Genomic DNA, 24,299 nt, shown 5'->3' with positions numbered 1-24,299 from the left:
ACCCTCTCCCCGGAAGTTCCACCATGGCTCCCTCACGTCAGGCACCGCCGCAGAACGGTCCGCTCACCACCGTCGTCATTTTCGTCGCGGCGGTCGCTGCCGCTGCGGCTGCAACCATGTACGGGTACCCGGGCCTGGCGCTGCTGCCCATCTCGGTCGCGGTTGCCGCGTACTGGGCGCCGACCGCAGAGCTGACGGGGAAGAAGGACGCGTCCGGGTTCCCGACGCCAGCGTCCCCTGCGGAGGAGCAGGCGATGAACCGGTACCGGATGTGGGGCGACCTGAAGTGGAAGGCGTTCCTGCCGTCATCGTTCCTCCTCCCCGGATGGCCGATCCGGCTGTGGTGGCTGGTGTCCCTGCCTGCTGCGGGAGCGGCAGCTATGCTGCCGACCGCGCACGTCGGCGACCTCGGACGTCTCATGAACGCGGCCGGCGTGTTCTGGGTCATCAACACCGTCAACGGTGCTATTCGAAAGTGGTCTGCCCCGATGGACCCGTGCCCGGGGCCCACCGTCGCCGACGTGCGGCCCGCGTTCACGCAGAGCAAGAAGGTCATCGTCGCCGGCGCGGCCGCGGTCGTGCTCCTGCTGGCGGTGTTCCTCGGCACGCTCATCGCCATCAACACGGTCGGGCTGACCGGATGGCTGCAGCCGGTGCCGCCGTTCGCGGCTGCGCTCGCCCTCGGGCTCACCGCGGCGCTGTCCGTCATCACCGCGGCGGTCCGTCCGTCGGCGCTCACGCAGTGGCGAACGATGGTGCAGGTTCGCTCGGAGTGGGACCCGCGGTGGGACCTGGTGAAGGTGGAGCACAAGCCGCGGCTGCTCAGCCACGAGCAGGTCGGGTCCGTGCAGGTGGACACCTTCGAAACGCATCCCTCCGTCGGCGTCATGGGCATCATCCCGCTGCTGGAGAAGGTGCAGATGAGCATGGGGACCGGCAGCAAGCTCTCCGCCCTGGAATGCCCCACCACCGACTCGCAGGGGCAGCCCATTCAGGGCACCATCGACCCGCTGCGGATGCGGATCCTCACTTACGACGTTGAGGACCTCCCCGACATCACCAATCCGGACGTGAACCCGGACGTGGCGAACCTGTTCCTCGCTTCCGTCGCCAACTGGGTCTCCGACAGCGTCGGCGCCGGCCGGTGGGTGTTCATGGAGATGGCGGCGCTGCACACGCCGGACTCAGAAACCGCCGCGTGGGCGGTGTCGTACGCCGCGCCGCTTGGCCCGCCGTTCGACTGGATGCGCGACAACGGGATGAGCGACTTCGCGGCGAACGCCAACGCCGACGTCGTCATCGACCACAAGCAGCAGACGGTGTACCTCGGGGCGCTGCACGCGCCGTCGACCGTGTACGACGACCCGAACGTGCAGGTGAAGATCAGCCAGCTCATCACCGAGGATGAATGGGCCGCCCGGTGGGCGAACATCCTCAAGATGGGTGCCATCCGCCCCCGCCCAGAGCACGCCGTGTACGAGGACGCGGGCATCGGCACCGGCGGAACGACACTGCACCGGCAGCCGTTCGTTGTGCAGCAGGGGTTGGACCCGCTGGAGTTCTTCAAGCTCGAGCCGAAGATCGCCACCACCCTCTCCGCCGCACCGTTCGTGTCCGTCACCGGGTTCCCCGCCTCGGGCCGCCGCAACGGTGAACGGCACGCGCAAGCGTTCACCGTCACCTGGGCGGACGGCGGCGCGTCCATCCCCGCCAACCCCGACACCCTCGCCCCGCAGGACGGCGCCGCCCCGCAGTGGGTGCTGGCTGGACGTCTGAACGCCGCGTTCGATGTGTCCCGCCTGGCGCGCCCGGAACTGTACGAAGTGCGTGCGCTGACCGACCGGCGCTCCCGCGGCCACATCTGGGAGATGAAGCTCCGTCTGTACGGCGGGGTGACCCTTGCGGAGGTGCGCGGCGCTGCGCAGAAGATCCGGCAGGCGATGGGGTCCGGGTGGCTCCGGGTTGCCGCCGCTCCCGACGGCTGCGTCATCGTCGCCGGAGCGGACCCGCACGCCACGGTAGGGCTCCGCTTCGCAGGCGCCGGTGAACCCGCACGAGCGAACCGTCCGGGCCGCCCCGACCGTCCAGAGCGGCCCGGCCGTCCCGACCGGCCTCGCCCGCAGGGGGACCCCGACCTGGAGAAGCGGAACCGCGACTACGTCACCCGACTCGACTGGGAGCAGGCGTTCTACGACTCGAAGGTCGTCGGCGCCGGCGGGACGCTGCCGACGCTGATCCGCGCCGGGCACCTCGAACACAACGACCAGGTGGAGGTCCTCGACTTCAGGCTCCCCTCCGGCGGTCTGTCCCGCGCCGACGTGAAGGAGTCGTTGTCCAAGCTCATCGTCACCACCGGCAACAAGTTCGTGGAGATGCGTGAGTCCCCCGACGGTGCCGACCACGTCCGCATGCTGGTGTGCCGCGACAACCCGCTCCCAGAACGGGTGTCCTTCGACTGGGAGTTCATCGACCAGGCCGCCGGCATCCCGTTCGCCTCCGGCGTGGAAGGCGAACCGGTCGTGTTCGACCCGGTGGACAACCCGCACATCCTCCTGGCCGGTGTCACCGGCGCCGGGAAGTCCGTGCTCGCGCAGGCGTTCCTGTACGGCGCGCTCGTGCACGGCGCGGACCTGTACGTCATCGACCCGGTCAAGGGCGGTGCGGACTTCATGTTCGCCAAGGAGCACGCGAAAGCGTTCGCGTCGACACCGTTCGAAGCAGCAGCAGTCATGCGCGGCATCTACGCCCAGGTCGTGGAGCGGAAAAGCGTGAACGCTGCCGCCGGCGTCGGGTCGTTCTCCGACCTGGCGACCCCACCGCCTCGCATCTTCGTGATGATCGACGAGTTCACGTCACTCATGGGGCAGGACCCTGTTCCGCCGGCGTCCGATGACCCGGACCTCGACTCGGAACGGGACGCGATCGTCGCGTCGAACCGGGCGAAGACCGACATCGGTGTCATCGCGGGGAAGATCGCCCGAGAGGCCCGGTCTGCCGGCGTGCACCTGCTCCTCGGGACGCAGAAGCTCACCGCGAAGATGCTGGACACCATCCCCGGCGCAAACGACCTCAAGGACCTCGCCCTCACCGCGATGCTGCCGGTTCCAGTGTCGGAGAAGTTCCCCACCGGCTGGGCGCGAAACGCTGACCTCGACGTCGGTGACCTCATCTTCACCCCGAACGGTGGTGTCACCCCGGTCATGTCCTTCTCGGAGGTGTTCACCGACAACACCGTCCTCGAGGTCACCTTCGACGACGGGCAGACGGTGAAGGCCGGGTCCGAACACTGGTGGGAGGTCACCCCAACAAGCGGCGGTGACCCTGTCGTCCTCACCACGCAAGCGATTACCGACTCGCTGCACCGCGCAGACGGGTCGCCGGCGTGGAAGATCCCGCTGATCACCCCGTTCGACGGCGCGGACGCCGCCCTGCCAGTGAACCCGTACGTCGTCGGGGCGTGGCTCGCTGGCGGGGCTCGGAAGCCGCCAGCGCGAATGCGCGGCGAGTTGGACCGCGTCGGGGTGCTGCACCGGACGGGTATCCCCGCACCGTACCTCCGGGCGTCCCTGCCGCAGCGGCTCTGCCTCGCGCAGTCGCTGATGGACCACGCCGGCACGGTCCTCCCCGACGGACGGCACCGGTTCGTCGCACCGAACAAAGCGGTCGCGGCCGCCGCGGTGGAACTGTTCCGCACCCTCGGCGTGAAGGTCGCATCCCCGGAGGACGGCGTCACCATCGAGTTCCGCACCACCCTGGAAATGTTCCGCCTCAAGCGTGACCAGCAGCCCCAGCCGGTCGTCAGCGACGCTGACAGCGCAATCCACATCGTCAGCGTGCGGGTGCTGCCAACGGAACCGACCCGATGCATCGCGATCCTCGACGAGTCGCACCTGTTCCTCGCCGAAGGGTTCATCCCGACGCACAACACCAACCTCGCCCGAACCCTCCTGGGGAAGACATCCTCCGGGGACCGGATGTCCGCGCTCCGCGCGTTCTCCGACGCACCCGACCTGGGCGGTGAAGTTCCGAAGGGCCGCGGACTGTACGAACCGTTGACCTCCACCGCTGCTGCAGTGCAGGTCTGGTACGCGCCGCAGGACGAACTCCGTGAGCAGCTGAACCGTCGACGGCCGCCGCTGCCGGAGTCGGAGCGGTTGGACCTGACGCAGTTCATGCCGAAGCAGCCGTCCACCGACCAGCAGCCCATCCCCACCAGGGCGGCGCCGACCATCCCGGTCACGCCGGAGGAGGTCAAGGTCGCCGAGGTGACCTTCTCCCTCGACCAGCTCGACGCGTTCGTCACCGACCACGCGGACGAGGCCGCTCCACCCGAACCCACCCCACCGTTCATCCCTGAGGAGGTCAGCATCGACATGGCGTTCTACAACGGGCCGGAGCCCACTCCTGTCCCCGCCGGCCTTGGTGTCCCGACGGCACCACCGCCCGCAGCACCAGCCGTCGTGGAGGCCGCGCCCACTGTCGACGACGACCCGCTCGCCTCCCTCTGGGAGGAGGCGCCGACAGCGCCGACCACGGCTGCCGCCCCTCCGGTCACCCTTCCGGTCGCACCCACACCCCGAGCGGCGCCCACACCGGCCGAGGACCCGCTCGCGGCGCTGTGGGAGGGGAACACGACTGCACCCGCCCCAGCACCTGCTCCGGCGCCGACATCCCCGCAGACGGCCGCGCAGCCGCCGCAGCCAGCGCCGACCGCGTCGCCGTCCTCACCACCCGGAGTGCTCCTCGTCCTCGACCCGACCTACCGGGTGGAACCGCACCTGCATACCTACGGAACGGTGTGGACGCTGCCGCAGCAGCGGACCACGGAAGCGGATCCGTTCGGCTGGTGGAAGCTGCGGCCAGCACTCGCCGCAGCGCACGCCGTCGGCGGCATCCACACCGTCCTCTGGGTGGACCCGGACATCAACCAGCCGTCGCCAGCCGGGACGTCGTACGGGTCCGTCGTCGCGTCCGTGTTCGGTCAACTCGGCATCCGCGTCATGGTCGCCGACGCACCACCCGCACCCGCCACCCCGCGGGCACCGCAACAGCCTGCTGCGCCCGCCCCGACGCCCGCGCCCGCTGCCGCTGCCGCTGCGCCCGCAGGAGCGCCAGCACCCGCTCCCGCCCCGGCGCCTGCTCCCGCCGCATCGCCAACAGCGACGGCACCAGCAAGCGACCTGTTCGACGACCTTCCGCCAGCACGACCCGCAACGGTCTTCGACGACCTGTTCTAAGGATCACACTCCCGATGACCACCGCACCCTTCGGCACCGCCAACGGCCGTCCCGTCACCTACCGCACCGACGAACATCACACGTTCATCGTCTGCGGGCCCGCAGACCGCGCCGCCCTTCCCATCCGAGCGGTCGTCGGCGCGGTCCTCACCGACGGGCACCTCGCGCACCTCATCGACATCCGTCACGGCGGCGAACAGGTCGCGTTCGCCGCCCAGCACCTCGCCAGCATCGCCACGAACCTCACTGCAGCGCGAGAGGTCATCGACCGGACGTTCACGGAAGTCGCCCGCCGACGCACAGTCGGCGTCACCGACGACGACCCGGACCTGTTCCTCGTCGTCCTGAACGCCGACGCGCTCCTTCCAAACCCGGTCACCGAGCCCGACGACGTCGTCGCCACCAAGCACGCCATTTCCGTGAACCTCGGCTACATCGGTGTTGCCGGGTACACGCACCGGGTGCATCTCATCCTCTCCGCCGACACCGAAGACCGGCTTCTCCGGTTCCCTGGCGCGCCGTTCCACTCCCTCACCGCGCATATGAATGAAGTGGACGCCACCGTCCACGACGGTGTCGAATACGTCAGCTTCGAACCGGCACGCCCCGACCCCGAAACGCTCCGCCAAGCCCTGCACGCCTTCGTGCCCCTCCCCACGACAGGACACCCGCTATGACCGACCACGGCTTCGTCCACGACCGCATCGGCGTTCTCGGCGACCCGCACGCCGACTTCCTGTGGACCAAACGTGCGCTCGAGAAGCTCCTCGCCACCGGAGTGCAGCAGATCCACGTCCTCGGCGACTTCGGCTTCGTCTGGCACGGCGCCCCGAAGGAACGGAACACCCTCAACCGACTCACCGCCGTCCTCGCCACCCACGACGGGCACCTGTACGTCACCGGCGGGAACCACGAAGGGTATGCAGCGCTCCAACGCCACTACCCCGCCGACCCGGACGGATACCGACACCTCACCGACCGCGTCCACTGGCTGCCACGCGGCTGGCGTGGCTACACCGACGCAGGCACCGTCGTCGCCAGCCTCGGCGGCGCGAACAGCATCGACCGCGAACGCCGCACCCCACCCATCGACGGGCACGGCGGCTCCTGGTGGCCCGAAGAACAGATCACCGACGCAGACCTCACCGCCCTCGGAACCACACCCGTCGACGTGCTCCTCGCCCACGACGCACCCCGAACACAGGCACTCGCCCTCAGGCTCAAAGCAGACGAGGGCTCCTGGTCCCGCAACGGCCTCGCCTACTCCGACCTCGGACAGCAGATGTTCCAACGCGGCGTCGAACAGGTCCAACCGAAACTCGTCCTCTCCGGCCACTACCACCAATTCCTCGACACCACAGAGACATTCCACGACCGCGGCGGCAACCCCTACACCACCCGCTCCGTCATCCTCAACTGCAACGGATTCGCCCGCTCCGCAGCAACCCTCGAACCCGACACGCAGACACTGCAGGTACTGCCGATGGTTTAGTGCGGCGATAATGTTGGTCGCACTGTTGAAGCAATGGGGAGGTAGGCGCTGTGACCGAAGCGGGACCACGGCTCGAGGAGGATAAGGCCTACCAGCGACAATTCGATCTAGTCTTACCGCTCGTTGTCGTCGCGGTGCTTGGCGTTATAGCGGGGGCTGTCACGGAGATCGAGTGGGGTAGCTATCCAGGAGCAGCGGAGCGCGCGGCTGGGTACTACGACGTGGCCGTTCAGAGCGCCGTTTCCATCGGTTTGGTGGCAGCGCGCATCAGAGGTTCGATCTGGGCTATCTCCGTAGTCCCAATCGCAGTCGCCGCCGCCCTCGACATCGTGTGCCGCATCATCGTCGGCTATGACGCTACGTGGTTACACATCACCGCACCGGGACTTTCGGTGTCGTCAGCACTCCTCACCGCTTATCTCGCTCACCTCGACGCGACAAGGGAGATCACCAAGCGGGGCGGGATCGAGCTGAGTTCGGCAAGGGTAAGACGAGTAGTGGGTGGCGTCGCTGTTGCCGCGCTCCTCCTGTTTTGCGGGGGCCTGCATTATTAGCACTCACTTCATGAGCGTCAGCAGGTTGACTCCGAACGCCCAGAATCCTTCGTACACGAAGCAGTACAGCACGTAGAGGCTGACGAAGGCGCAGAGCACCCATTCTCGGAGGCTTCCGGCGTCTCCGAGGATGGGGAACGCCATGTAGCCGTTGGGTTTCCAGATGGTGTTGAGGATGGGGATGTTCTGCCACCAGTGCGGGGGTTTGGGGTGCCAGGGCCAGAGCCAGGGCATCCCTGCTGTGGTGAGTCCGTCGCCGAGGAGGTGGACGACGTAGCCGAGGGTGATGGCGATGGGGAGCCACAGGATTTGCTGCGGTGACCAGAGGAGGACGGCTGCTGCGATGGCGGCGCCGAATAGCCACGGCAGGGCCCACGATCCGCGTGTGAGTTTCAGTGCTTTCGCGGCGAAGGCGATGAGGGCTGCGGTGGCGATGCCCGCGCCGACTTGGATGTTCCCGTGGTGGCTGGTGTGCACGACGGCGAGGTTCAGCGCTTGCGACCCGAAGTAGGCGGCGACGGCGGCGAGGAGCCCGTGGGTGAAGTGCCGGTGTCCGCCGGATGCGACTTCGGCGGCACCGGCGACGATGGAGCCGACGACGGGGACGCTGTGGGCGATGGTGGCGTTGTGGTGGTCGACGTCGGGCAGGAGCGCAGCTCCTGCGCAGACGAGCGCGCCGGTGAACACTCCGACGGTGCCGACCGGGTCAAGACCGGTGGTGAGGTACGGGGCGGTGCCTGCGACGGCGATCCACGCGGCGGCGCCGGTGATGGCGTGGTGGGCTCCCATCATGGCGGGGCACGCTTCCTGGTGAGACGGGTGGGGTCTCTGCGGAAGATGCGGCGGAACGACGAACGGGCCGGAAGCGTGATGCTTCCGACCCGTTCGTGCGGTGCAGGTGTTACGCGGCGGCTGCAACCGGCTCAGGCGCCTGGATGCTGGTGGCCGGGCGGCTGGCGCGGAACACCATCGATGCGACGGCGAGGACGGTCATCGCCGCGAACGGCTGCCAGCCGAAGCCGCTGGTGAACCAGGTGAACATCGGCGCGTGGACGGCGGCGAGCGGCCAGATGAGAGCGCCGAAGCCGAGGCCGCCGTTTAGAACCCACCGGCCGGTGCGGAACATCCGGATAATGCTGACGACGGCGAACGGCCACAGGACGACGGTGACCATGCCGTGCGCGCCGGTGTGCGGCTGCTGCAGCAGGAACCACACACCCCACACCATTGTCAGGCCGGCGAGGGTGCGGAACACGGCCCGGCTGGTCGCGCCGGCGTTCTCCGCACGCTCGGTCGGGCCGGCGCGGAAGGAGCGGGTGCCGGCGCCGGCGGAGGCGAAGGAGAACCGGTCACCGGCGGGCACGTACACGTCGTCGCGGCTGGTCATCGGCGTCTCGGTGGCCGCACCCTGCGCTGCGGCAGCGTCGCCGTCCGTGTCAGCGGTGGACGCGGCGTAGGCGCGGTCGTTGGCGAGGGTGGCGTCGTAGGCGGCGCGGGCGTCGTCGGTCTTGAGCGTGTCGAACGCCTCGTTGATGAGCTTGGCCTGCTCCTGGTCGGCGTTCGGGTTGATGTCCGGGTGGAACGCACGCATCAGGGTCCGGTGCGCCTTGACGATGTCGTCGTAGGTCGCCGTCTCGGAGATGCCGAGGGTCGAGTACGCGGTGGTGGTGGCGTCGAACATGACCGGAGTCCTTTTGCGGAAGTGCGGTTCGCCGGCCACCGGCCCTGCCGGTTTGCTCGTCTGCAACCCTTATGCGCGGACTCCAGCGGTTTCGTGGAGTCCGCGCCGGAATGGTAGCGGCTACGCGGCGACGAGTCGCGACGGCTGGCCGCCGCGCCGGAAGCGGGTCAGCGCCACCGACACCCGCTCACCGAGCGTCTCCGCCTGGTACGACGGGTTCCACCGGGCGACGTCGCGGACGAGCCGGTCACCGGACCCAGCAAGATGCCGGAGGGTCTTCGCCGACGCGTTCGGGTTCTGCGCCACCTCGAGGCGAACCACGTCCGACTTCGACGCGGCGAGCGCGTCGAGTTCCCCGGCGGTGGTGCGCATCGAACGGGCCCGGTCGTACTCGATGCGGGCCTGCGGCACGGCGGGGACAGCCGCGGCCGGCTGGGTGGCGCCGAGCTGGGTGGCGTACTCGGCGCGGGTGTGCTGGGCGAACCGGCCGCCGTTTTCGGCGATGCCTGCGTTCTTGTTGCGGTAGATGTCAGCCATCAGAGGGTCCCTTCCTCGATCTCGGATGCGAGCTGCTCGAATGATTCGTACTGACCGGCGTGGAACGCGGCGACGTCGGGGATCTCCTGCCCGGAGGTGGCGAGGGCGTAGGACTCCGCTGCTCGCTTCTGTAGGTAGGTGACGACTTCCTCGCGCTGGCGGGCGTCGATGTTCAGGTCGAAGGAGAACGCCTGCCCGTTGACGCGGTCGTTCAGGAGCGTCTCGCCCTCCGACTCGTAGTCGAACCCGGCGTCGTTGCCTTCGTCGAAGAGGAGGCGGGCGTACGCCTCACCGAGTGCGTGGGCGCGTCCGGACTCCCGGCCGTCCTCGACCTCGTTCGTCGCGGAGACGATGCCGGCGTGGGCTTCGTCGATGCGGGTGAGGAGCGTGGCGGACAGCCGCTGCGACGCGGTGCTGCGGGCTCCGGTGAGTGCGATGTCAGCGGTCGGGCGCGTGTGGGCGGCGAAGCGGCCGCCGTTGTCGGCGATGCCGGCGTCCTTGTTGCGCAGGAGGGTGTCCGTCATGGTGGTCATGTCCCGAATGTGTGCGGCGGCTCGAAACGGTCGAGTGGTCACTGCTGGCAGATGCGGCGATGGCGGCTCCCGCTATCGTGACCAATGGGTCGAAGGGGGCGCGGTTGCTGGACTGGGGAGACGAGCCGAGCACCTTCGCGTTGTTCGCAAAGGTGGAGATGCCATTGGTGACCGCGTTGGCCGAGCGACGGTACGCGGACGCGGCACAGCTCCTTATGCCCTCGCTCGAGTTGGCGCTGCCGCCGTACTCGACGTCAGGCGGCAGCGGTATCGCGATGGTGCCGGAGGCGTTGAGTTCGCGCGGTCTCGCAGCGGCAGCGCTGTACCCGAACGAGCAAGTGGACGCCCTACTCCGGCGGATCTCGTCCGCTGAGAACAGCCCGCAGGTGTCGGCGTATTCAAAGATGCTGGACCTGCGGGCGGCAATGAGGGCTGTGCTGACTGCTGTCGCTGCCGGCGTGAGCGCCCGAAAAGAGGTCCAAGCACAGGCAGGTTTGGATGGCAGGGCGTTCGTCAGAGCTGTGCAATGGCTGGTCAAGGCAGGTGAGCTGTTCGAGGACGGGGCGACGCTGTCGCTACATGGCCGTCCTCCGGCGAGCGCTCCGCCAATGGAGCAGCAACCGGTGGAAAGTGCTTCACCGAGCGTTCCGGAGCCGCAGCTCGTTGACCTGAACACGCTGCCACGGGTGCTTGGTGGAGACACATACGCCTCATCCCGGGAGGATCCGCTGACGTTGGCGCGGGTGCCGGAGCTGGTTCCCGCGGCTGCGTTCGCGGCCACTCCGGCGCCGTTGCGTCCGCTGGGGCAGGCACGGGCACTCACCACGCAGCACATGGCGTGGTTGCTGACTTACAAGCAATCGGCGTCGGAGCGCCGTCGGCAGTGGACGGCGTCACTGATCGACCGGAATGGGAATCCGCTGCGGCCCCTGACGTTGCCAGCTCCGCTGCGCTCGACGGTGTCGGGGCTGGACCGGGACTGGGTGTGCATCGTGGACGATGACCTGCACCTTCGGGTGTACCGCGAGGGCGGAGAGCTCATCGTCGACGTGGGATTGCGACAGCGGATGCCGAACCTGCCCGCTGACCTGGACCCGTGGACGGTTCGCGCCGACTACGACGTGCGGACCGACCGGTTTGCTGTCGTCGTGCGAGACACGGTGTGGGTTGGCGACGAGAGCGGGCGCGTTCTATGGGGTCGCCGGGTGCCGGGAAAGGTGTATCCGTCCGGGTCGTGGGCGGCGGGTCAGACACCGTCGACGGTCCGAGTAGTTGCCTCCCATCTCGGTCTCCGGAACGACCTCACTGCTCGGGAGGCAGTTTCCTACCTCGAGTCGGAAGGCTTGACCGACCGTAGGGCCGCGCTCGCCGGGACCAGCCCCGCACGGGTGCTGCATGAACATCTCGGTGAGGTGACTCCAGACGCCATCATGGAGGTGCGGTTCACCGCTGACCGACTCCTCACCGTCTCCACGAAGTACGGCCTGAATGTTGACCTCACCGTGGACGGTGACGCCGCGCGGTTGTGGGACACCGGCGACGCGCTCCGGGTCCTCGTCGATGACGGGACGTCCCGGACCAGTGTGACACGCACCGCCGTGGTCCGCGTCGCCGGGGAGGTCATCGTCACCGGCAGCGGCAACGGCAACGGAATGACAGCGGCGGCCTCTACCGCTGCGCTGCGGCCAGATCCGACATACGAAATCGCTGACGTGCTTGGTGAAGCCGTCGCTGGAGACGGGTGGGTGGCTCGCACGGAGGGCACCACGGTAAGCATCGTTGACACCAGCTCCGGCGCTGTTGCGGCCTACCTTCTGCCGAAGAAGCCGTCCGCGGTCGTTCCGACACCGGACGGATTGCGGGTCCACGTCGGCGCGAAGCACACGGTGTTGCCGCTGCCGTGACCAGTCGGATCCTGCATCCGAGTTGTTCCGCGCATAGAGGTGGTGACCGTTCCGACACAAGACGAGGACCAACACCATGTCGTTCGCACCTACGGCTGAGCAGCAGGCTGCCGTCGACGGCTTCCTGACCGGCAAGAACCTGACCATCGCTGCTGGCGCTGGCACCGGGAAGACGTCCACCCTGCGGTACATCGCTGACGCTGCTGGGGACCGGCAGGGCCTGTACATCGCGTTCAACAAGAGCGTGCAGGAGGAAGCGGCGCGGAAGTTCCAGGGCACTGCTGTGCGTCCGCGTACCGCGCACTCGCTGGCGTACGCGTCGATGCCGGACGAACTGCGTCACAAGCTGCAGCAGAAGTCGCGGATGCCGCAGCGGGACCAGCAGGAGGCGCTCGGGCTGCGGTTGGACATCCGTGTCGGGGAGGAGCGGGTCCGGAAGCATGTCGTGATGCGGCTGGTTCGGGAGACGCTCGAGAAGTTCTGCCGCACCGCTGCGGAGAGCATCGACGCGTCGATGGTGCCGCCGCTGCTGACCCTGAACGAGGTGCAGAACGCTGAGCTCGCGCAGACGGTGTTCCGGTACGCGCAGAAGTACTGGTACGACGTGCTGAACCCGGATGGCGCGCTGCCGTTCAAGCACGACTACTACCTCAAGCTGTGGCAGCTGTCGCAGCCGACGCTGCCGTACGACTTCATCCTCCTCGACGAGGCGCAGGACTCCGACCCGCTGCTGGTGGATGTGCTGCACCGGCAGGTGAACACGCAGCTCGTGGCCGTCGGTGACCGGTCGCAGGCCATCTACGGCTGGCGTGGCGCCACCGACTCCATGGACGCGTTCGGCGGTGAGACGTTCCAGCTGACGCAGTCGTTCCGGTTCGGTCACGCCATCGCGGAGGAAGCGAATGTGTGGCTGGACCTCCTCGACGCGGACCTGCGCATCCGGGGGTCGGAGAAGGACTCCTCCGTTCACGCGTCGTACGTGCGGGTCGCCAACGGGGTGCTGTGCCGCACGAACGCCGGCGCCATCGCCGAGGTCATCGACGCGCATCAGCGCACGGACCGTGACGGGTCGAAGATCACCGTCGGCATCGCCAGTGAGGCGCGTGCGAAGCAGATGCGGGAACTCGCCAACGCTGCGATGCAGCTGCAGGAGCGTGGGTACACGTCCCACCCGGAGCTCGACGCGTTCGACTCGTGGGAGGCGGTGCAGGAGTACGCCACGGAGGACGACGGCGCCGATCTCGCTCCGCTGGTTCGCCTCGTCGATGACTACGGCGCCGACAAGATCGTCGCCGCGATCGACGCGTGCGTGCCGGCGGTGGAGGCGCGCAGCACCATCAGCACCGTGCACGTGGCGAAGGGGCTTGAGTGGAAGCACGTCCGCATCGCGGAGGACTTCCCCATCCCCGGCGTGGACGACAGCGGGGAGCTCGAGCAGATGACTCCCGAGGCGATGATGCTCGCCTACGTCGCCGTCACCCGCGCACAGCGGCACCTCGACCCCGCCGGCCTTGACTGGGCGCGCGGGTACCGGCAGGCGTTGCGGCGACCCGAGCACGCAGCGACGTGGGCGCAGAACGCGCAGAAGCACCGGTACATCGAGATGCAGCGGCGGAAGGACAGCGTCAGCGACCCGGACGCCGTCGGCCGGATGAAGGGCGTGAAGTCCTCCGGCGGCGGGTGGAACCGCGGCGGGAACGCCGGCGGAAGCCGCGGCTCCTGGAGCGGCCGCCGCGCCTCCTGAACCGGAACCACGCGACGCCTTCACCTTCCCGGGTGGAGGCGTCGTCGTCGTTCGCGCACCGCCCCCTGAGGCCACGGACGCCGCGCATAGAGACACCGTGACTTCCTCTCGCCCGTTCACCGCCATCGGCCGCGACGATGCGTTCGCGACGACGACGCTGCGCCGCTCGGACGGACGCACCGTCACGCTCGTCGCGGTGATGCACGTCGCCCCTCCGCAGTTCTGGGCGCTCACGCAAGCGCAGCTGGACACGCCGGAAGCCGGAGGCGCAGCCATCCACTGCGAGGGCGTCGGAGACAACCAGCACGGCCGACCGGTGTCCGACGTCATCCGGGACGTGCTGATCTTCGCCGCGCTCCGGTCCGTCACCGGATGGCTGCGCCTGGTCTGCGGCTGGCAGCGGCAACGGCGAGGGCTGACGTACCGGCTGTCGTGGGAGACCCACGACGTCTCCACTGGTCGTGCGCTCGCCGCTGCGCCCACCTCGCGGCTCCTTCGGCGGACGCTGGCGACCGTCATCACAGCGCCGCTCGCGGCCCTCCTGCTTCGCCGGGGCATCTTCCGCGTGCACCAGATCCAGGACGGGGACAGCGGCCTCGGGCTCATCGACGACCGGAACCGGTACGCCATCGATCAGGCACTCGCCGCCGACCGTGACGTCGCCCTCCTCTGGGGCGCGGGACACATCCCCGGGATGGTGGATCTGCTGGAAGCGGACGGGTTCCGCGTCGACGGCATCCGGTGGCGGCAGTTCTGGCCTGACGGCGCACAGCCGAACCGTCGCCCCGGCCTCCGGTACACCGCAGACACTGCCGTCTGAGATTCGCCGACGTCGACGACCGACGACGGGGATCCTCCGCGCATAGAGAAGCTATGACCGCAACGTTCCTGCACACCGGCGACGAGCACCTCGACGCAACCAAGCACGGCCGGCTGAACCCGATGACCGGGCTGAACACGCTGTGGGAGTCCAACTTCACCGTGCTGCGGTACCTCGTCGAGCAGGCCATCAGCAGCGGTGCGACCACGTTCATCTCCGCCGGAGACTCCCTGGACACCGGCCGGCCGCAGCAGGAAGCGGTGCTGCTGCTCGTGGAGGCGCTGACCCCGCTGGCCGACGCCGGCATCAGCATCGTCATCATCGACGGGAACCACACCCGCAACGGTGTGCCCATCGACCATCGCACCGTCATCCACGTCGTCGCGCAGATGCTGCGCGCGAAGGGCGCAACGGTGTTCATCGCGTCGAAGCCGGAACTCATCGTCACCCCCGACGGCCTGCAGGTCGCCGCCCTGCCGTGGCTGTCGAAGAACCAGGTGCTCGCCCAGCTCGGCAAGAGTGACCTGTCGCCCGCGGACGGGGACCGCGCCGTCTCCGACTACGGCATCGTGATGCTCGAGCAGTTCGCCGCGCAGGCCGACCTCACGCAGCCGCTCATCATGACCGGTCACGTCACCGTCGACCACATGCGCATCGACGCGGTCGCGGACGGGCACCGCCGCGGGTCCGAGATGGACCTCGCGCACCTGTTCGCCGAACCGGTGCTCCCCATCGCAGCGCTCAACGACCTGCCGTTCCAGTACGGCGCGCTCGGCCACATCCACACCCCGCAGCACTTCGGTGACCGCTACTACTACGCCGGGTCCCCGAACCGGCTGACGTTCACGGACATGAACGACGACAAGGGCGGGAACCTCGTCACCCTCAACGGGATGACCCCGACGGTGAAGCGGCTGCTCACCCCGGCGCGGAAGATGACCCGCATCGACTTCGCCGACGACCAGTTCGACACCGCCATCGCCGCCCTCGAACCGGACACCCTCGTCCAGGCGGTCCTCGCCCCCGGCGACACGGTGATGCCGGCCGAGTTCCGCAAGCGCATCCAGCAGACCGGCGCGCACCTGCAGGAGACGAAGACCCGCACGAAGCCGCGCACGGACTCGGAGCAGGTCATCCTCCCCCGCCAGGTGGACCCGGTCACCGCGCTGCGCACCTGGGCGGAGAAGAACACCCCCGACACCAACATCGACACCCTCGTGGCTGCGGCCGAGAAGCTGGAGAACTGACCATGCGCATCCGAAGCGTTGAGCTCGAAGGTCTTTGGGCGTACCGGGAGCGTCAGCACCTGGACCTCGGCGGTGTGCCCCTCATCGTCGGTGTCGGTGAGAACGGTGTCGGCAAGTCCGCCATCCTCGTCCACGCCATCGTCGCGGCGTTCTTCCAGAAGTTCCCCACGAAGACGCAGGGCGGTTCCGTCACCCACGGTCTGTCCAGCGGCCACGTGTCCGTCGAGTTCGACATGAACGACACCGTGTATCGCATCGGGCGGGTGTTCCCCCGCTCCGGCGTCGGCCAGGGCACCATCGAGGTGCAGGACGACACATCCAAGAGCGGCTGGCGTCCCCTGGTGAACAAGGGCAACCGTGAGGTCACCGCCGAGCTGGTGAAGATCATCGGCATGGACTACGACACGGCGACGATGACGTGGATCGCCCAGCAGGGTGAGTACGGGAAGTTCTCCGCCTCCGACCCGAAGGACCGCTTCAAGCTCCTCTCCGGCGTGTTCGGCCTTGGCGTGTACGAGGAGAAGCGGAAGAAGGCCGCGGAGAAGGCCGACGAGGTTAGCCGCCGCATCGACGCCGTCACCGGCCGTATCGCCGAACTCGAACTCACCCGCAGCAGCCGCACCGCCAGCACCGACGCCGACGCCGACGCCGACCGGCTCTCCAACGAGGACCTGGAAGCGGCCCTCGTCGCCGAGAACAACCGGCTCGACCAGGTGAACACGGAAGTCGCCGACCTGAACAGCGGCGACCCGGAGCGACGCGTCCGCGAGGCGCAGGCCGCTCTCGACGTCGTCCGGTCGAAGCGGCTCAGCGCCCTCGAGGAAGCGCAGCGGGAAGTCGCCCGTGCCGTCCGCGCCGGCCAGGAAGCGGAGCAGCGTCACCAGCAGGCGCTCGCCCAGACGGACGCGCGCCTCACGCAGGCGCTCACCGCCGTCGATGACCGTTCGTCGGCGTCCCGGATCGCTGCGGAGCGGCAGAAGCAGTCCGCCGCTGCCGTCCTGTCGCAGATCGCCGACGCGGAGGCGACCCTCCCGTCCGTCCGGGAACAGGTCGCTGCTTCTCGCGCGGCTGCGGCCGCTCGCCGTGCGGAGGCGGAGCAGCTCACCGCCGTCATCAACGACCACTCGCAGCGTCGGGCGACCCTCCTCGTTGAGTGGCAGACCCTCAAGGCGCAGGGCGAGGAGGCCGTCGAACGGATCAAGACGCTGGAGACCAGCGTCAACGGTGAGCACGCGCAGTGCTTCACCTGCCACCAGCATCTGTCGGCGAAGGACGCGCAGGCTCTCATCGACCTGACCCGCGCGGACCTCACCCGCATCGACGAGCGGAAGGCGGAGGTCAAGCCCGCCGGCGCGGAAGCAGGGCAGGCTGCGAACGCCGCCGCCGCGCAGCGGGAGACCCTCCTCACGCAGGCGGAGCAGGCTGACCGGGACGCCGACGCCGCAGCCCGCGAGCAGAGCCGTCTCGAGACGGTCATCGCCGCGAAGGTGGAGCGGCAGAAGGCCCTCCGCGACGCGGACAGCACCCTCCTCGACCTCGACACGGAAGCGGGGCAGGAGAAGTCGGCGCTGCACGACACCCGGGACGCGGAGGTCCAGGACCTCGTGAAGGGGTACCAGCGGGAGACCGCCCGCATCAGCGAGCAGCGTCAGGCCGCTGAGGCGCAGGTCCAGGCGATGCAGACGGTGCCGGAGCAGGAGCTCGACCTCGAGCAGACGCTCACCACCGCGAAGCAGGCCGTCGCCGCTGAGGTGGAGCAGGTGCAGGCCGCCCGTGCCGCCCTCGACGGCCGCCGCACGGTTATCCGCGCCCGCATCAACGACCTGCTCGCCGAGCGGACCATCCGCGTGGAGGCGGCGAACCAGCTTCGTGAACTCGACGCCCGCCTGAACCTGCTCAGCAAGGAGCGCAGCAGCACCGAGCGGGAGCTGGAGACGTACCGGACGCTGGTGAAGGCGTACAGCCCCACCGGCATCCCCGCGATGGTCCTCGCCGGGATGATGGGTCAGCTCAACGACGCCATCAACGCCTCCCTCGAGCGGCTCTCCCGCGGGCAGCTGCAGGTGCGTCTGGCCGCGTCGAAGGACGGCGCGAAGAACACCAACGACAACAAGGTCACCGTGTACGTGGAGACGTCGCAGGGCACCCTCGAGTACGAGAACCTGTCCGCCGGGCAGAAGTTCCGCACCGACCTCGCCATCCGCGCCGGCCTCGCCGACCTCATCGCTCGCGGCACCGGCTCGCCGGTGGAGACGTTCATCCTCGACGAAGGGTGGGGAACCCTCGACGAGCAGGGCATCGTGTCCACCGTGGACGCCCTGTTCCGCTTGTCGGAGACGATGAACGTCCTCACCCTGACCCACATCCCCGCGGTCCGGGACGCGTTCCCGAACCGTGTGGAGGTCGAACTCGTCGGCGGAACCGCCGTCGCACGGCTCGTCTGACCCGTCCAGCATCATCCGTCGGCCGTGCGCATGGCAGCGGCGACGGCAGCACACCACCCACGAAGGAACTACCCGTGACCAACACCGACCCGTCGTTCGACGACGCACTCGCCGCCGCGAAGCTCGCCGCACCACACCTGGACGACGCCGCCCTCACCGCTGTCGTCACCGCCGTCGCCGACGTGTACCGCCCGGAGGTGCGAGCCCTGCAGGTCGCGCTGGCAACCACCAACGACAGCGTGGTGGAGGAACGAGCGACCCTCACCGCAGCGCAGCTGTGGTTCAGCAAGCACGGCAACGCCAGCACCGCGCTCCTCGGCGACATCCTCGCCGGGCACAGCGCGTACGGGTTCGACCCGGACAGCGTGGAGGGCCTCGACCCGGCCATCGTCGCCGAAGCGGCCGTCGAAACGTGGCTGCGTGAGCGGGCCCACGCAAACGCGCTGCTCCGCGAACTGCAGGGCCGCGGCTGACTGCTGCTGCTGCTGCTGCTCGAACGCCCCGGTCCCAGTCGGGGCGTTCGTCGTTCCACCGTCGAAAAACGGCCGGCATAGAGGCGGGCGAACACCTTCCGGAACGAAAGGACCCCGCCATGCCCGCCCTTACCGCCCCCACCATCAGCAAGCGCATCGAACTGCTCACCGCGCTGAACGAGGTCACCCCGGCCGCGGACCTCACCGTCGTGTACCGCGGGCTGGAGCTCCGCGTCGTCTGCGAGGGCCGGTCGCGGACGGTCACGTTCCCGGACGCGGACACCGACTTCGGTGTCCTGACGTACAGCGACCGGTTCCACACCGTCCTCGACGTGGTCCGGAACCTGGAGTTCCTCGCCGCAGCGTGGGCGGACCGCGACGCCGCGTAACGTCACGCTGCCACACGGCCTGAGCCCCGCCTTCCGAAGATGGCGGGGCTCAAGGCGTTTCGGTGGCCGGTCAGTTCCAGATGGAGATCCAGTCAATATCGACGTGGCCGCTCGCGGCCGCCGGCACCGTCCCCTCCCCGATGAATGTCTCCGCCTGCAAGGTGACCCGGAACGGTGTCGTCGGCACCGCCTTCGTCGTGGAAGCGATGAGCTGACCGTCCCAGTAGAACCGGACGAGTCCCTTGTCCCACTCGGTGGTCGCCACGTGGTATCCGGTGGTGTCGGTCGGGGTGAACATCTGCTGCTCCGGTTCGAACTTCATCGTCCCGTTCGAGTAGCTGTCGGGGATGGCGGACTCCGGTCGCACCTTCTGCCCGAGGTCGCCCTCCGGCCAGTCGATCTCTCCCTCGTTCCAGTTGTCGTCCGACGGCCACAGCATCCCGACGAACTTGTACCCGCGGGTGTTCGTCGTCTTGTACCGGATGGACACCCGTCCGGTGGTGTGCTTGGCGTAGTCGTCGGGCATCACCGCGGCGACCTGCGGCTGCCCGTTCTCGGAGTGCAGCCAGAAGTCGAGGTTGCCGCCGGAGACGCTGAGGACCTTGTTCGGGGCGTACAGCCCCTGCTTGCTGGTGTCTTTGGAACCGTCGTAGGCGGCGAGGGACGGGTACTTCGACAGCACCGAGCCGAGCGGCGCAGGCGTGTTGAAGTCCTCGGCGTACGTCTGCTTCCACGTGCGGCCGTTGGAGACCAGGTCACCCTTCGGCAGTGTCGACGCCGCGACAGCAGCTGCCGACTTCGCCGCGGTCGCAGCGGACGCGGCCGCTGCCTGGGCGGCTGCAGCCTTCTGCGCCGCGGCGGTTCGCGCTGCGGCCGCTGCTTTCGCTGCCGCGGCCGCCTTCGCCGCTGCGGCGGCCTTCGCTGCCGCAGCCGCCCTCGACTGAGCGGCAGTGCTCTGCTGATGCGTGGTGACCGCGTTCGCAGGCTGGTACGCGGCGCCAGCGGCCAGTGTGGCGAGAACGGCGACGGTGGCCGCTCCGATGATGCGTCTCCTGATGAGGCTCTCCTCGTTGTGATGGATGGCGGTTAGGGGAACAGGGGTGTGCCGAGCAGACGCGTCACCACGCGGGACACCCGCACCGACGACGCGCGGACAGCTGCTGGGGAACGGTCAACCCACCGCGGTGGCATCGGCTCCGTCAGACCCCACCGGCGCGCCAGGACAACAGCGACCGCATGCGCCTCCGCTTCGATGTTCGTGTCGTCGCCGCCGAGGACATCGAGACGCATCCGAGCGACGTCCTCGACCGCCGCTTCCGGGTCTGACACGTCCGTGTACGCCGAGAACGCCGACCGGAACGCCTGCGCGTCCGGGACAGCCGGCGGTGAGCTGCGCGGCCCGACCGTCTGGCTGATGTCGAACACCGTGCCGACCTTCGTGTCGCCGGTCGCGCGTTCGTCGAATAGCTGCTGACCCTTCGCGTCCAGCAGCGGGGTTCCATCGGCCTCAGTCAGCGGCACCTTCACCTTCGCCTGCTGCAAGATGGCGATACCGACTGCATCGTCCTTCGGCGCCCGGCCACGCTCCCGCCACTCCTTGAACGTGGCGACCTCCGTCGCCGCCGGCATCTGCAACCGAATCAGGCGCACGTTGTTCGCCGAGTACCGCGGCATCGACGCCACACCCTCAACGAAGTCATCCCAGCCGTTCTCCGTGCACAACTCCGGCAGGGACTCCTCGAGCGCGCCAACGAACGCCGCGACCTTCTCCTCGACCGTCGGATACCGGCGGCGGAACACGCTGTCCGCGTTCAACTGCAGCTCCGCATCCGGCAGCGGCTTCTCCTTCCACCGGCCCGGATTTGGCTCCCCGCTGCGCTGACGAGGCTGCGGTCGAGCAAGCGGACGGGGTGGAGCGAGCGTCATGCCCAGCATGTATGCGGCGGGAGGGCGTGGACGTCGCCCCGCCTCGCCTCTGATCGGCCTCGCTGCGCAGTTACACCTGGTGTTACTCGTCGGTGAGCGCGGCCGTCAGCACACCCTGCGCCGCGTGTCCGTCACCGGCTTCGAGTTCGGCGACTGCAGCGGTGATGGCGTCGCGGAGCTGCTGCTCGCGGGCTTCCGCGGCTTCTCGGAGCTCGTGCGGGATGGGGCGGCCGGCGCGTTGCACGACGACGTGGACGCTCTGGTCCGGGTCTCCGCGGAGGATGACGTCGGTGTCGATCTAGTTGACCGCGTGGAGCAGGTCGAGGAACTGCGCCTGCGATTCGACGAACATCGCCAGCGCCTGTCCGACGGATTCGATGGTCCACTTCATGTGCTCGCCGGCGGCGAGCATCTCGGTGACGTTGATGTCCTCGTCGGCGTCGTGCGGCAGCGGTGGGAGTGGGTCCCTGACGGGCTGCCCGAAACCGTCCGCGGGTGCGGAGATGGTGATCTGGTCGCCGACGGCGGACATCGTCGTCTCCCCGGTCCCGTAGACCCGTTCGACGAAGTCGGTGAGGAACCCGAACGCCCGCAGTGACAGGGGCAGGCGGAGCTGCATCACCGGCTGCCCGGGCTGGATGTCAGTCGTCATCGCCGTCGTCCTCCAGCCGTTCCAGCAGCCCGCGGAGGTAGGACAGGCCGCCAGGCTTCCGCATCTCCAGGATGCAGTGCGCGAGGCCGGGGCTGATGGCGGCGAGGATGCGGTTCGCGTGCGCTTCGTCCTCCGCCTGCCATGACGCGAGGAGGCCGCGGAGGATCCGGTCCGACTGGGGGCGTGGGATGTACACGCCAGTCTCGAATCCGAGGACGTCGCGAACGTCGGCGGCGGTGATTTCGACGGTCACCTGCTGAATGGTCATGGAGTGGTCTCCTGGGGTGGGGGCAGCTACCGGAGACCTATGCGGGCCGGGGAGCATTCGGTGGTGGCTCGTGCGGTCAGCTGCCCGCCCTTGTGGATGACGTACCCGCATCGGGTGCACCACCCAAACCGGCGTTCCCGCTCCTGCTGACTCTCAGGCGTCTCGGCGGAGTCGAACGCATGCCCATGCGCCGTCCAACTCACGGCAAGTGCCGACAGGGCGTGCTTGCGTTGCAGCTCCGCGGACACCGTCGCCGCCGCGCCGTCAGGGTCCTGCGGGAGGGCGCCGAACACCTCCGCGACGAACACATCCCGTGCCGGCAGCACATCGAGCGGGGACGACACGGTCTCTGCGGCGCTATCGGACATCGGTGTCTCCGGTTCGGGATTCGGTGGCGGTGGTCACCAATGCCCATGCGGCGAAACAGGACCACCCGGGATGTGGGCGCGTCGTTGCGGACCGCTGACCAAGATGCTCGAGCGCCGCCGGCGCGGTGATCGGCCCCGCTGACCTGGGCTGGTCCGCATAGGACCGGCATGACCGACGACGTCCGTTTCCTGCCGAGCTACGTGGGAAGCAAGCGGCACTGGCTGCCAACTCTGCAGACCCTCAAGGGTCGCCCGTTCGCTGAGCTGTTCGCCGGCTCCGCCATCCTCTCCGCCAACCTCGCCTCCACGGCGCTGCTGGTGGACCTCGACCCCGTCGTCGCCCGCATCCTCGGCCGCTTCGACGAGCAGGAGGTACCGGAGACGTTCACCCGCGACGACTACTACCGGCTGCGCTCCGACCCGCAGTGGTGGCGGTACGCCTACGCGCTGCAGTCCCTGTCGTACTCCGGAGTGTTCCGCTACTCCAAGAACGGGTACAACGTGCCCGCGAAGGGCGGACCGGACCCGGTGAAGAACAAGGTCAACGAGTTCCACGTCCGACCCGCCTACCTGCGCGCCCTCGAACGGTGGCAGGAACTCGCACCGGAAGTCCGCTGCCAGTCGTACCTGGACATCACCGACCGGGACATCGCCGCGCTCGGCGAGCACGTCATCGTCGTCCTCGACCCGCCCTACGAAGGGTCCCAAGCCGCGTACAACGGCAACGGCTTCAACTACGACGCGTACTGGAACCGCGTGCACGAGCTCGTCGCGAAGTTCGACGTGCTGCTGTTCGACCGGCAGGCGAACATCGAGAAGCACGGCTACGAGGTATCGGCCACCAGGAAGATGCGAGTCAACGGCGCGCGCCCCGGCGACAGCGAAGCACTCTCCGTCATCCCGAAGGGGACCAGCGGGCGGTGACGGTCAGCGGTCGCGGCGCGCGCTTTCCCTGGTCAGGGCGCGGGCGACAGCCAAAAGCACTGGTTCGCCTTTGTCAGCGAGATGCTCCCGCACTGCTGCATTGAGATCGTTCCATGTCGCGACACGCCAGTGCGGGGCCCACTCCGCGCAGTCAGCGATGTACCCGTTGAGGTTCCACCGTCGCGGGTTCACGTCGGCCGTGTAGGTGTCGGCGACGTCAAGGACGTTGCTCGCGGCAGTCGGACCGAGCCAGATGAACGCCACAGAGTTGCCCGCGCACAGCAGATCGTGAGTGCAGCCCTTCGGGTAGCAGACCAACTGGCTTGCATATGTCCCCGGTTCTGCCTCCCCCGGGATCCCAGAGCGGGGGATGTGCGACGGGTTCGAGCAGTACCGCTGGCCACCGTTCACCTCGGCGTCGAACTTCGCCTCAACCGCGATGCGTGGCGTCCCCGCCGACCCCTCTAAGTCCGGTCGCTCCGTAACGACGAGGTCGATCATCCGTCGGTCTCGGATGGACTCCGGTCCCTGCCTGCTCAACGAACGGAACTTCGTGCCCGTCATCACTTGCATCGTCCGCTTCGGCTCGACGCCCGCGACCGAACAAAGGAAAGCAATCACAGCGCGCTCGAGCTCGCCATGACTCACGCCCAGGAACCGGGTGACGTCGGCCTCGTGCCACGGCCCGGGCTTACCGGCCAGGTGAAGTCCCGCTCGCCTCCGCCAGGTCGTCGCGGGGCCAGGGACCCAGTGCTCACTGACGAGCCCCTCCGCCACCAGCTCCTCAACGGTTGATGCTTCCCCCACCTTCACTCCCCCGATTCCCCCTCCCGGCACAGCCTCCGGCGGTACGTCGGAGACTACCGGCCCGCGCGCGACTCCCAGCGGCAGCGGACGCTGAAGCATCCTCCGTCATCACCAGGCGCGCCACCGGCAGGGAGACGTCCCGTCGTCCGGGGTGAGCCAACCCAACCAGCCCGCTCAGAACTGGACGACGGCAGCTACGCGATCGCAGCCCGCATCGACCTGCGAGCGCGTCACTCGGGCTTGTCAGCGAGCCGTTCCCGTCGGCCCCGCAATGGCCGGCTCGACGCGCGCGGTCCCGC

General features: G+C 68.6%; 24 protein-coding genes. 13 read left to right on the top strand and 11 right to left on the bottom strand.

Translation table 11 applies throughout. The features are described 5' to 3' along the window. Positions 1–23: 23 nt before the first annotated feature. Genes DEI94_RS16345 through DEI94_RS16330 form a run of 4 tightly spaced genes read left to right on the top strand, consistent with a single transcriptional unit; the run spans position 24 to position 7,283 of the window. Positions 24–5,237, top strand: a complete 5,214-nt coding sequence (locus DEI94_RS16345) for an FtsK/SpoIIIE domain-containing protein (RefSeq protein ID WP_111025475.1) — start codon at positions 24–26, stop codon at positions 5,235–5,237. Between the two features lie 14 nt (positions 5,238–5,251). Beyond that, on the top strand, positions 5,252–5,914 hold the full coding sequence (locus tag DEI94_RS16340) for a hypothetical protein (protein ID WP_111025474.1): 663 nt from the start codon (positions 5,252–5,254) through the stop codon (positions 5,912–5,914). After that, positions 5,911–6,729 (top strand): metallophosphoesterase family protein, encoded by an 819-nt coding sequence (locus DEI94_RS16335; RefSeq protein ID WP_111025473.1) that lies wholly within the window; start codon positions 5,911–5,913, stop codon positions 6,727–6,729. The genes DEI94_RS16340 and DEI94_RS16335 overlap by 4 nt, the downstream gene beginning before the upstream one ends. Before the next feature lie 50 nt (positions 6,730–6,779). Next, the gene (locus DEI94_RS16330) at positions 6,780–7,283 is read left to right on the top strand and encodes a hypothetical protein (protein ID WP_111025472.1); all 504 of its coding nucleotides are present in this window, start codon (positions 6,780–6,782) and stop codon (positions 7,281–7,283) included. 3 nt (positions 7,284–7,286) lie between these two features. Here the strand turns inward: DEI94_RS16330 and DEI94_RS16325 are convergent, their stop codons facing one another. The 4 genes from DEI94_RS16325 to DEI94_RS16310 form a co-directional block, all read right to left on the bottom strand. Then, a complete protein-coding gene (locus tag DEI94_RS16325) occupies positions 7,287–8,075 on the bottom strand; it encodes a metal-dependent hydrolase (RefSeq protein ID WP_111025471.1) in 789 nt (262 codons plus the stop codon). 109 nt (positions 8,076–8,184) lie between these two features. Then, positions 8,185–8,964 carry a J domain-containing protein gene (locus tag DEI94_RS16320; protein ID WP_111025470.1) on the bottom strand — a complete coding sequence of 260 codons (780 nt, stop codon included), beginning with the start codon at positions 8,962–8,964 and terminating at the stop codon, positions 8,185–8,187. 120 nt (positions 8,965–9,084) lie between these two features. Then, a complete protein-coding gene (locus DEI94_RS16315; protein WP_111025469.1) occupies positions 9,085–9,501 on the bottom strand; it encodes a hypothetical protein in 417 nt (138 codons plus the stop codon). Beyond that, a complete protein-coding gene (locus tag DEI94_RS16310; protein WP_111025468.1) occupies positions 9,501–10,034 on the bottom strand; it encodes a hypothetical protein in 534 nt (177 codons plus the stop codon). Before DEI94_RS16310 ends, DEI94_RS16315 begins: the two co-directional genes overlap by 1 nt. 11 nt (positions 10,035–10,045) lie before the next feature. Here DEI94_RS16310 and DEI94_RS16305 point away from each other — a divergent pair, with 11 nt between their 5' ends. The 7 genes from DEI94_RS16305 (at position 10,046) to DEI94_RS16275 (ending at position 19,055) form a co-directional block, all read left to right on the top strand. Further along, on the top strand, positions 10,046–11,938 hold the full coding sequence (locus DEI94_RS16305) for a hypothetical protein (RefSeq protein WP_111025467.1): 1,893 nt from the start codon (positions 10,046–10,048) through the stop codon (positions 11,936–11,938). 76 nt (positions 11,939–12,014) lie between these two features. Next, the gene (locus DEI94_RS16300; protein WP_111025466.1) at positions 12,015–13,682 is read left to right on the top strand and encodes a UvrD-helicase domain-containing protein; all 1,668 of its coding nucleotides are present in this window, start codon (positions 12,015–12,017) and stop codon (positions 13,680–13,682) included. A gap of 97 nt (positions 13,683–13,779) precedes the next feature. After that, positions 13,780–14,502 (top strand): hypothetical protein, encoded by a 723-nt coding sequence (locus DEI94_RS16295; RefSeq protein ID WP_111025465.1) that lies wholly within the window; start codon positions 13,780–13,782, stop codon positions 14,500–14,502. Positions 14,503–14,555: 53 nt separating this feature from the next. Continuing rightward, the gene (locus DEI94_RS16290) at positions 14,556–15,749 is read left to right on the top strand and encodes a metallophosphoesterase family protein (RefSeq protein ID WP_111025464.1); all 1,194 of its coding nucleotides are present in this window, start codon (positions 14,556–14,558) and stop codon (positions 15,747–15,749) included. Between the two features lie 2 nt (positions 15,750–15,751). Beyond that, complete coding sequence (locus DEI94_RS16285) at positions 15,752–18,193, top strand: AAA family ATPase (protein ID WP_111025463.1); 2,442 nt, start codon at positions 15,752–15,754, stop codon at positions 18,191–18,193. A 74-nt stretch (positions 18,194–18,267) separates the two neighbouring features. Beyond that, complete coding sequence (locus DEI94_RS16280) at positions 18,268–18,666, top strand: hypothetical protein (RefSeq protein WP_111025462.1); 399 nt, start codon at positions 18,268–18,270, stop codon at positions 18,664–18,666. A gap of 119 nt (positions 18,667–18,785) precedes the next feature. After that, positions 18,786–19,055, top strand: a complete 270-nt coding sequence (locus DEI94_RS16275; RefSeq protein ID WP_111025461.1) for a hypothetical protein — start codon at positions 18,786–18,788, stop codon at positions 19,053–19,055. 70 nt (positions 19,056–19,125) lie between these two features. Here DEI94_RS16275 and DEI94_RS16270 read toward each other — a convergent pair whose 3' ends face one another. After that, on the bottom strand, positions 19,126–19,737 hold the full coding sequence (locus DEI94_RS16270; protein ID WP_111025460.1) for a glycoside hydrolase family 16 protein: 612 nt from the start codon (positions 19,735–19,737) through the stop codon (positions 19,126–19,128). 19 nt (positions 19,738–19,756) lie between these two features. Here DEI94_RS16270 and DEI94_RS16265 point away from each other — a divergent pair, with 19 nt between their 5' ends. Beyond that, positions 19,757–19,999 (top strand): hypothetical protein, encoded by a 243-nt coding sequence (locus DEI94_RS16265; RefSeq protein ID WP_181441686.1) that lies wholly within the window; start codon positions 19,757–19,759, stop codon positions 19,997–19,999. A 142-nt stretch (positions 20,000–20,141) separates the two neighbouring features. Here the strand turns inward: DEI94_RS16265 and DEI94_RS16260 are convergent, their stop codons facing one another. From DEI94_RS16260 to DEI94_RS16240, 5 genes are all read right to left on the bottom strand, one after another. Continuing rightward, on the bottom strand, positions 20,142–20,870 hold the full coding sequence (locus tag DEI94_RS16260; protein WP_111025459.1) for an ArdC-like ssDNA-binding domain-containing protein: 729 nt from the start codon (positions 20,868–20,870) through the stop codon (positions 20,142–20,144). A 193-nt stretch (positions 20,871–21,063) separates the two neighbouring features. Further along, positions 21,064–21,225 carry a hypothetical protein gene (locus DEI94_RS16255; RefSeq protein ID WP_181441685.1) on the bottom strand — a complete coding sequence of 54 codons (162 nt, stop codon included), beginning with the start codon at positions 21,223–21,225 and terminating at the stop codon, positions 21,064–21,066. A 54-nt stretch (positions 21,226–21,279) separates the two neighbouring features. Further along, positions 21,280–21,633: a hypothetical protein gene (locus DEI94_RS16250; RefSeq protein WP_111025458.1), complete on the bottom strand. Its 354-nt coding sequence runs from the start codon at positions 21,631–21,633 to the stop codon at positions 21,280–21,282. After that, complete coding sequence (locus DEI94_RS16245; RefSeq protein ID WP_111025457.1) at positions 21,623–21,901, bottom strand: hypothetical protein; 279 nt, start codon at positions 21,899–21,901, stop codon at positions 21,623–21,625. The genes DEI94_RS16250 and DEI94_RS16245 overlap by 11 nt, the downstream gene beginning before the upstream one ends. Positions 21,902–21,927: 26 nt before the next feature. Beyond that, complete coding sequence (locus tag DEI94_RS16240; RefSeq protein WP_111025456.1) at positions 21,928–22,269, bottom strand: hypothetical protein; 342 nt, start codon at positions 22,267–22,269, stop codon at positions 21,928–21,930. 168 nt (positions 22,270–22,437) lie between these two features. On the opposite strand from DEI94_RS16240, the gene DEI94_RS16235 reads away from it, so the two are divergent. Further along, entirely contained in the window at positions 22,438–23,193 is a 756-nt protein-coding gene (locus tag DEI94_RS16235; RefSeq protein ID WP_111025455.1) for a DNA adenine methylase, read from the top strand. 3 nt (positions 23,194–23,196) lie between these two features. On the opposite strand, the gene DEI94_RS16230 is transcribed toward DEI94_RS16235, so the two are convergent. Further along, positions 23,197–24,099, bottom strand: a complete 903-nt coding sequence (locus DEI94_RS16230; RefSeq protein WP_146249392.1) for a hypothetical protein — start codon at positions 24,097–24,099, stop codon at positions 23,197–23,199. Positions 24,100–24,299: the final 200 nt, after the last annotated feature.

It is taken from the genome of Curtobacterium sp. MCBD17_040 (genome assembly GCF_003234805.2).
In the GTDB taxonomy this organism is placed as follows: Bacteria; Actinomycetota; Actinomycetes; order Actinomycetales; family Microbacteriaceae; genus Curtobacterium.
The sequence above is the reverse complement of the archived record's forward strand: the minus strand, read 5'-3'. Positions and strand labels throughout refer to the sequence as shown.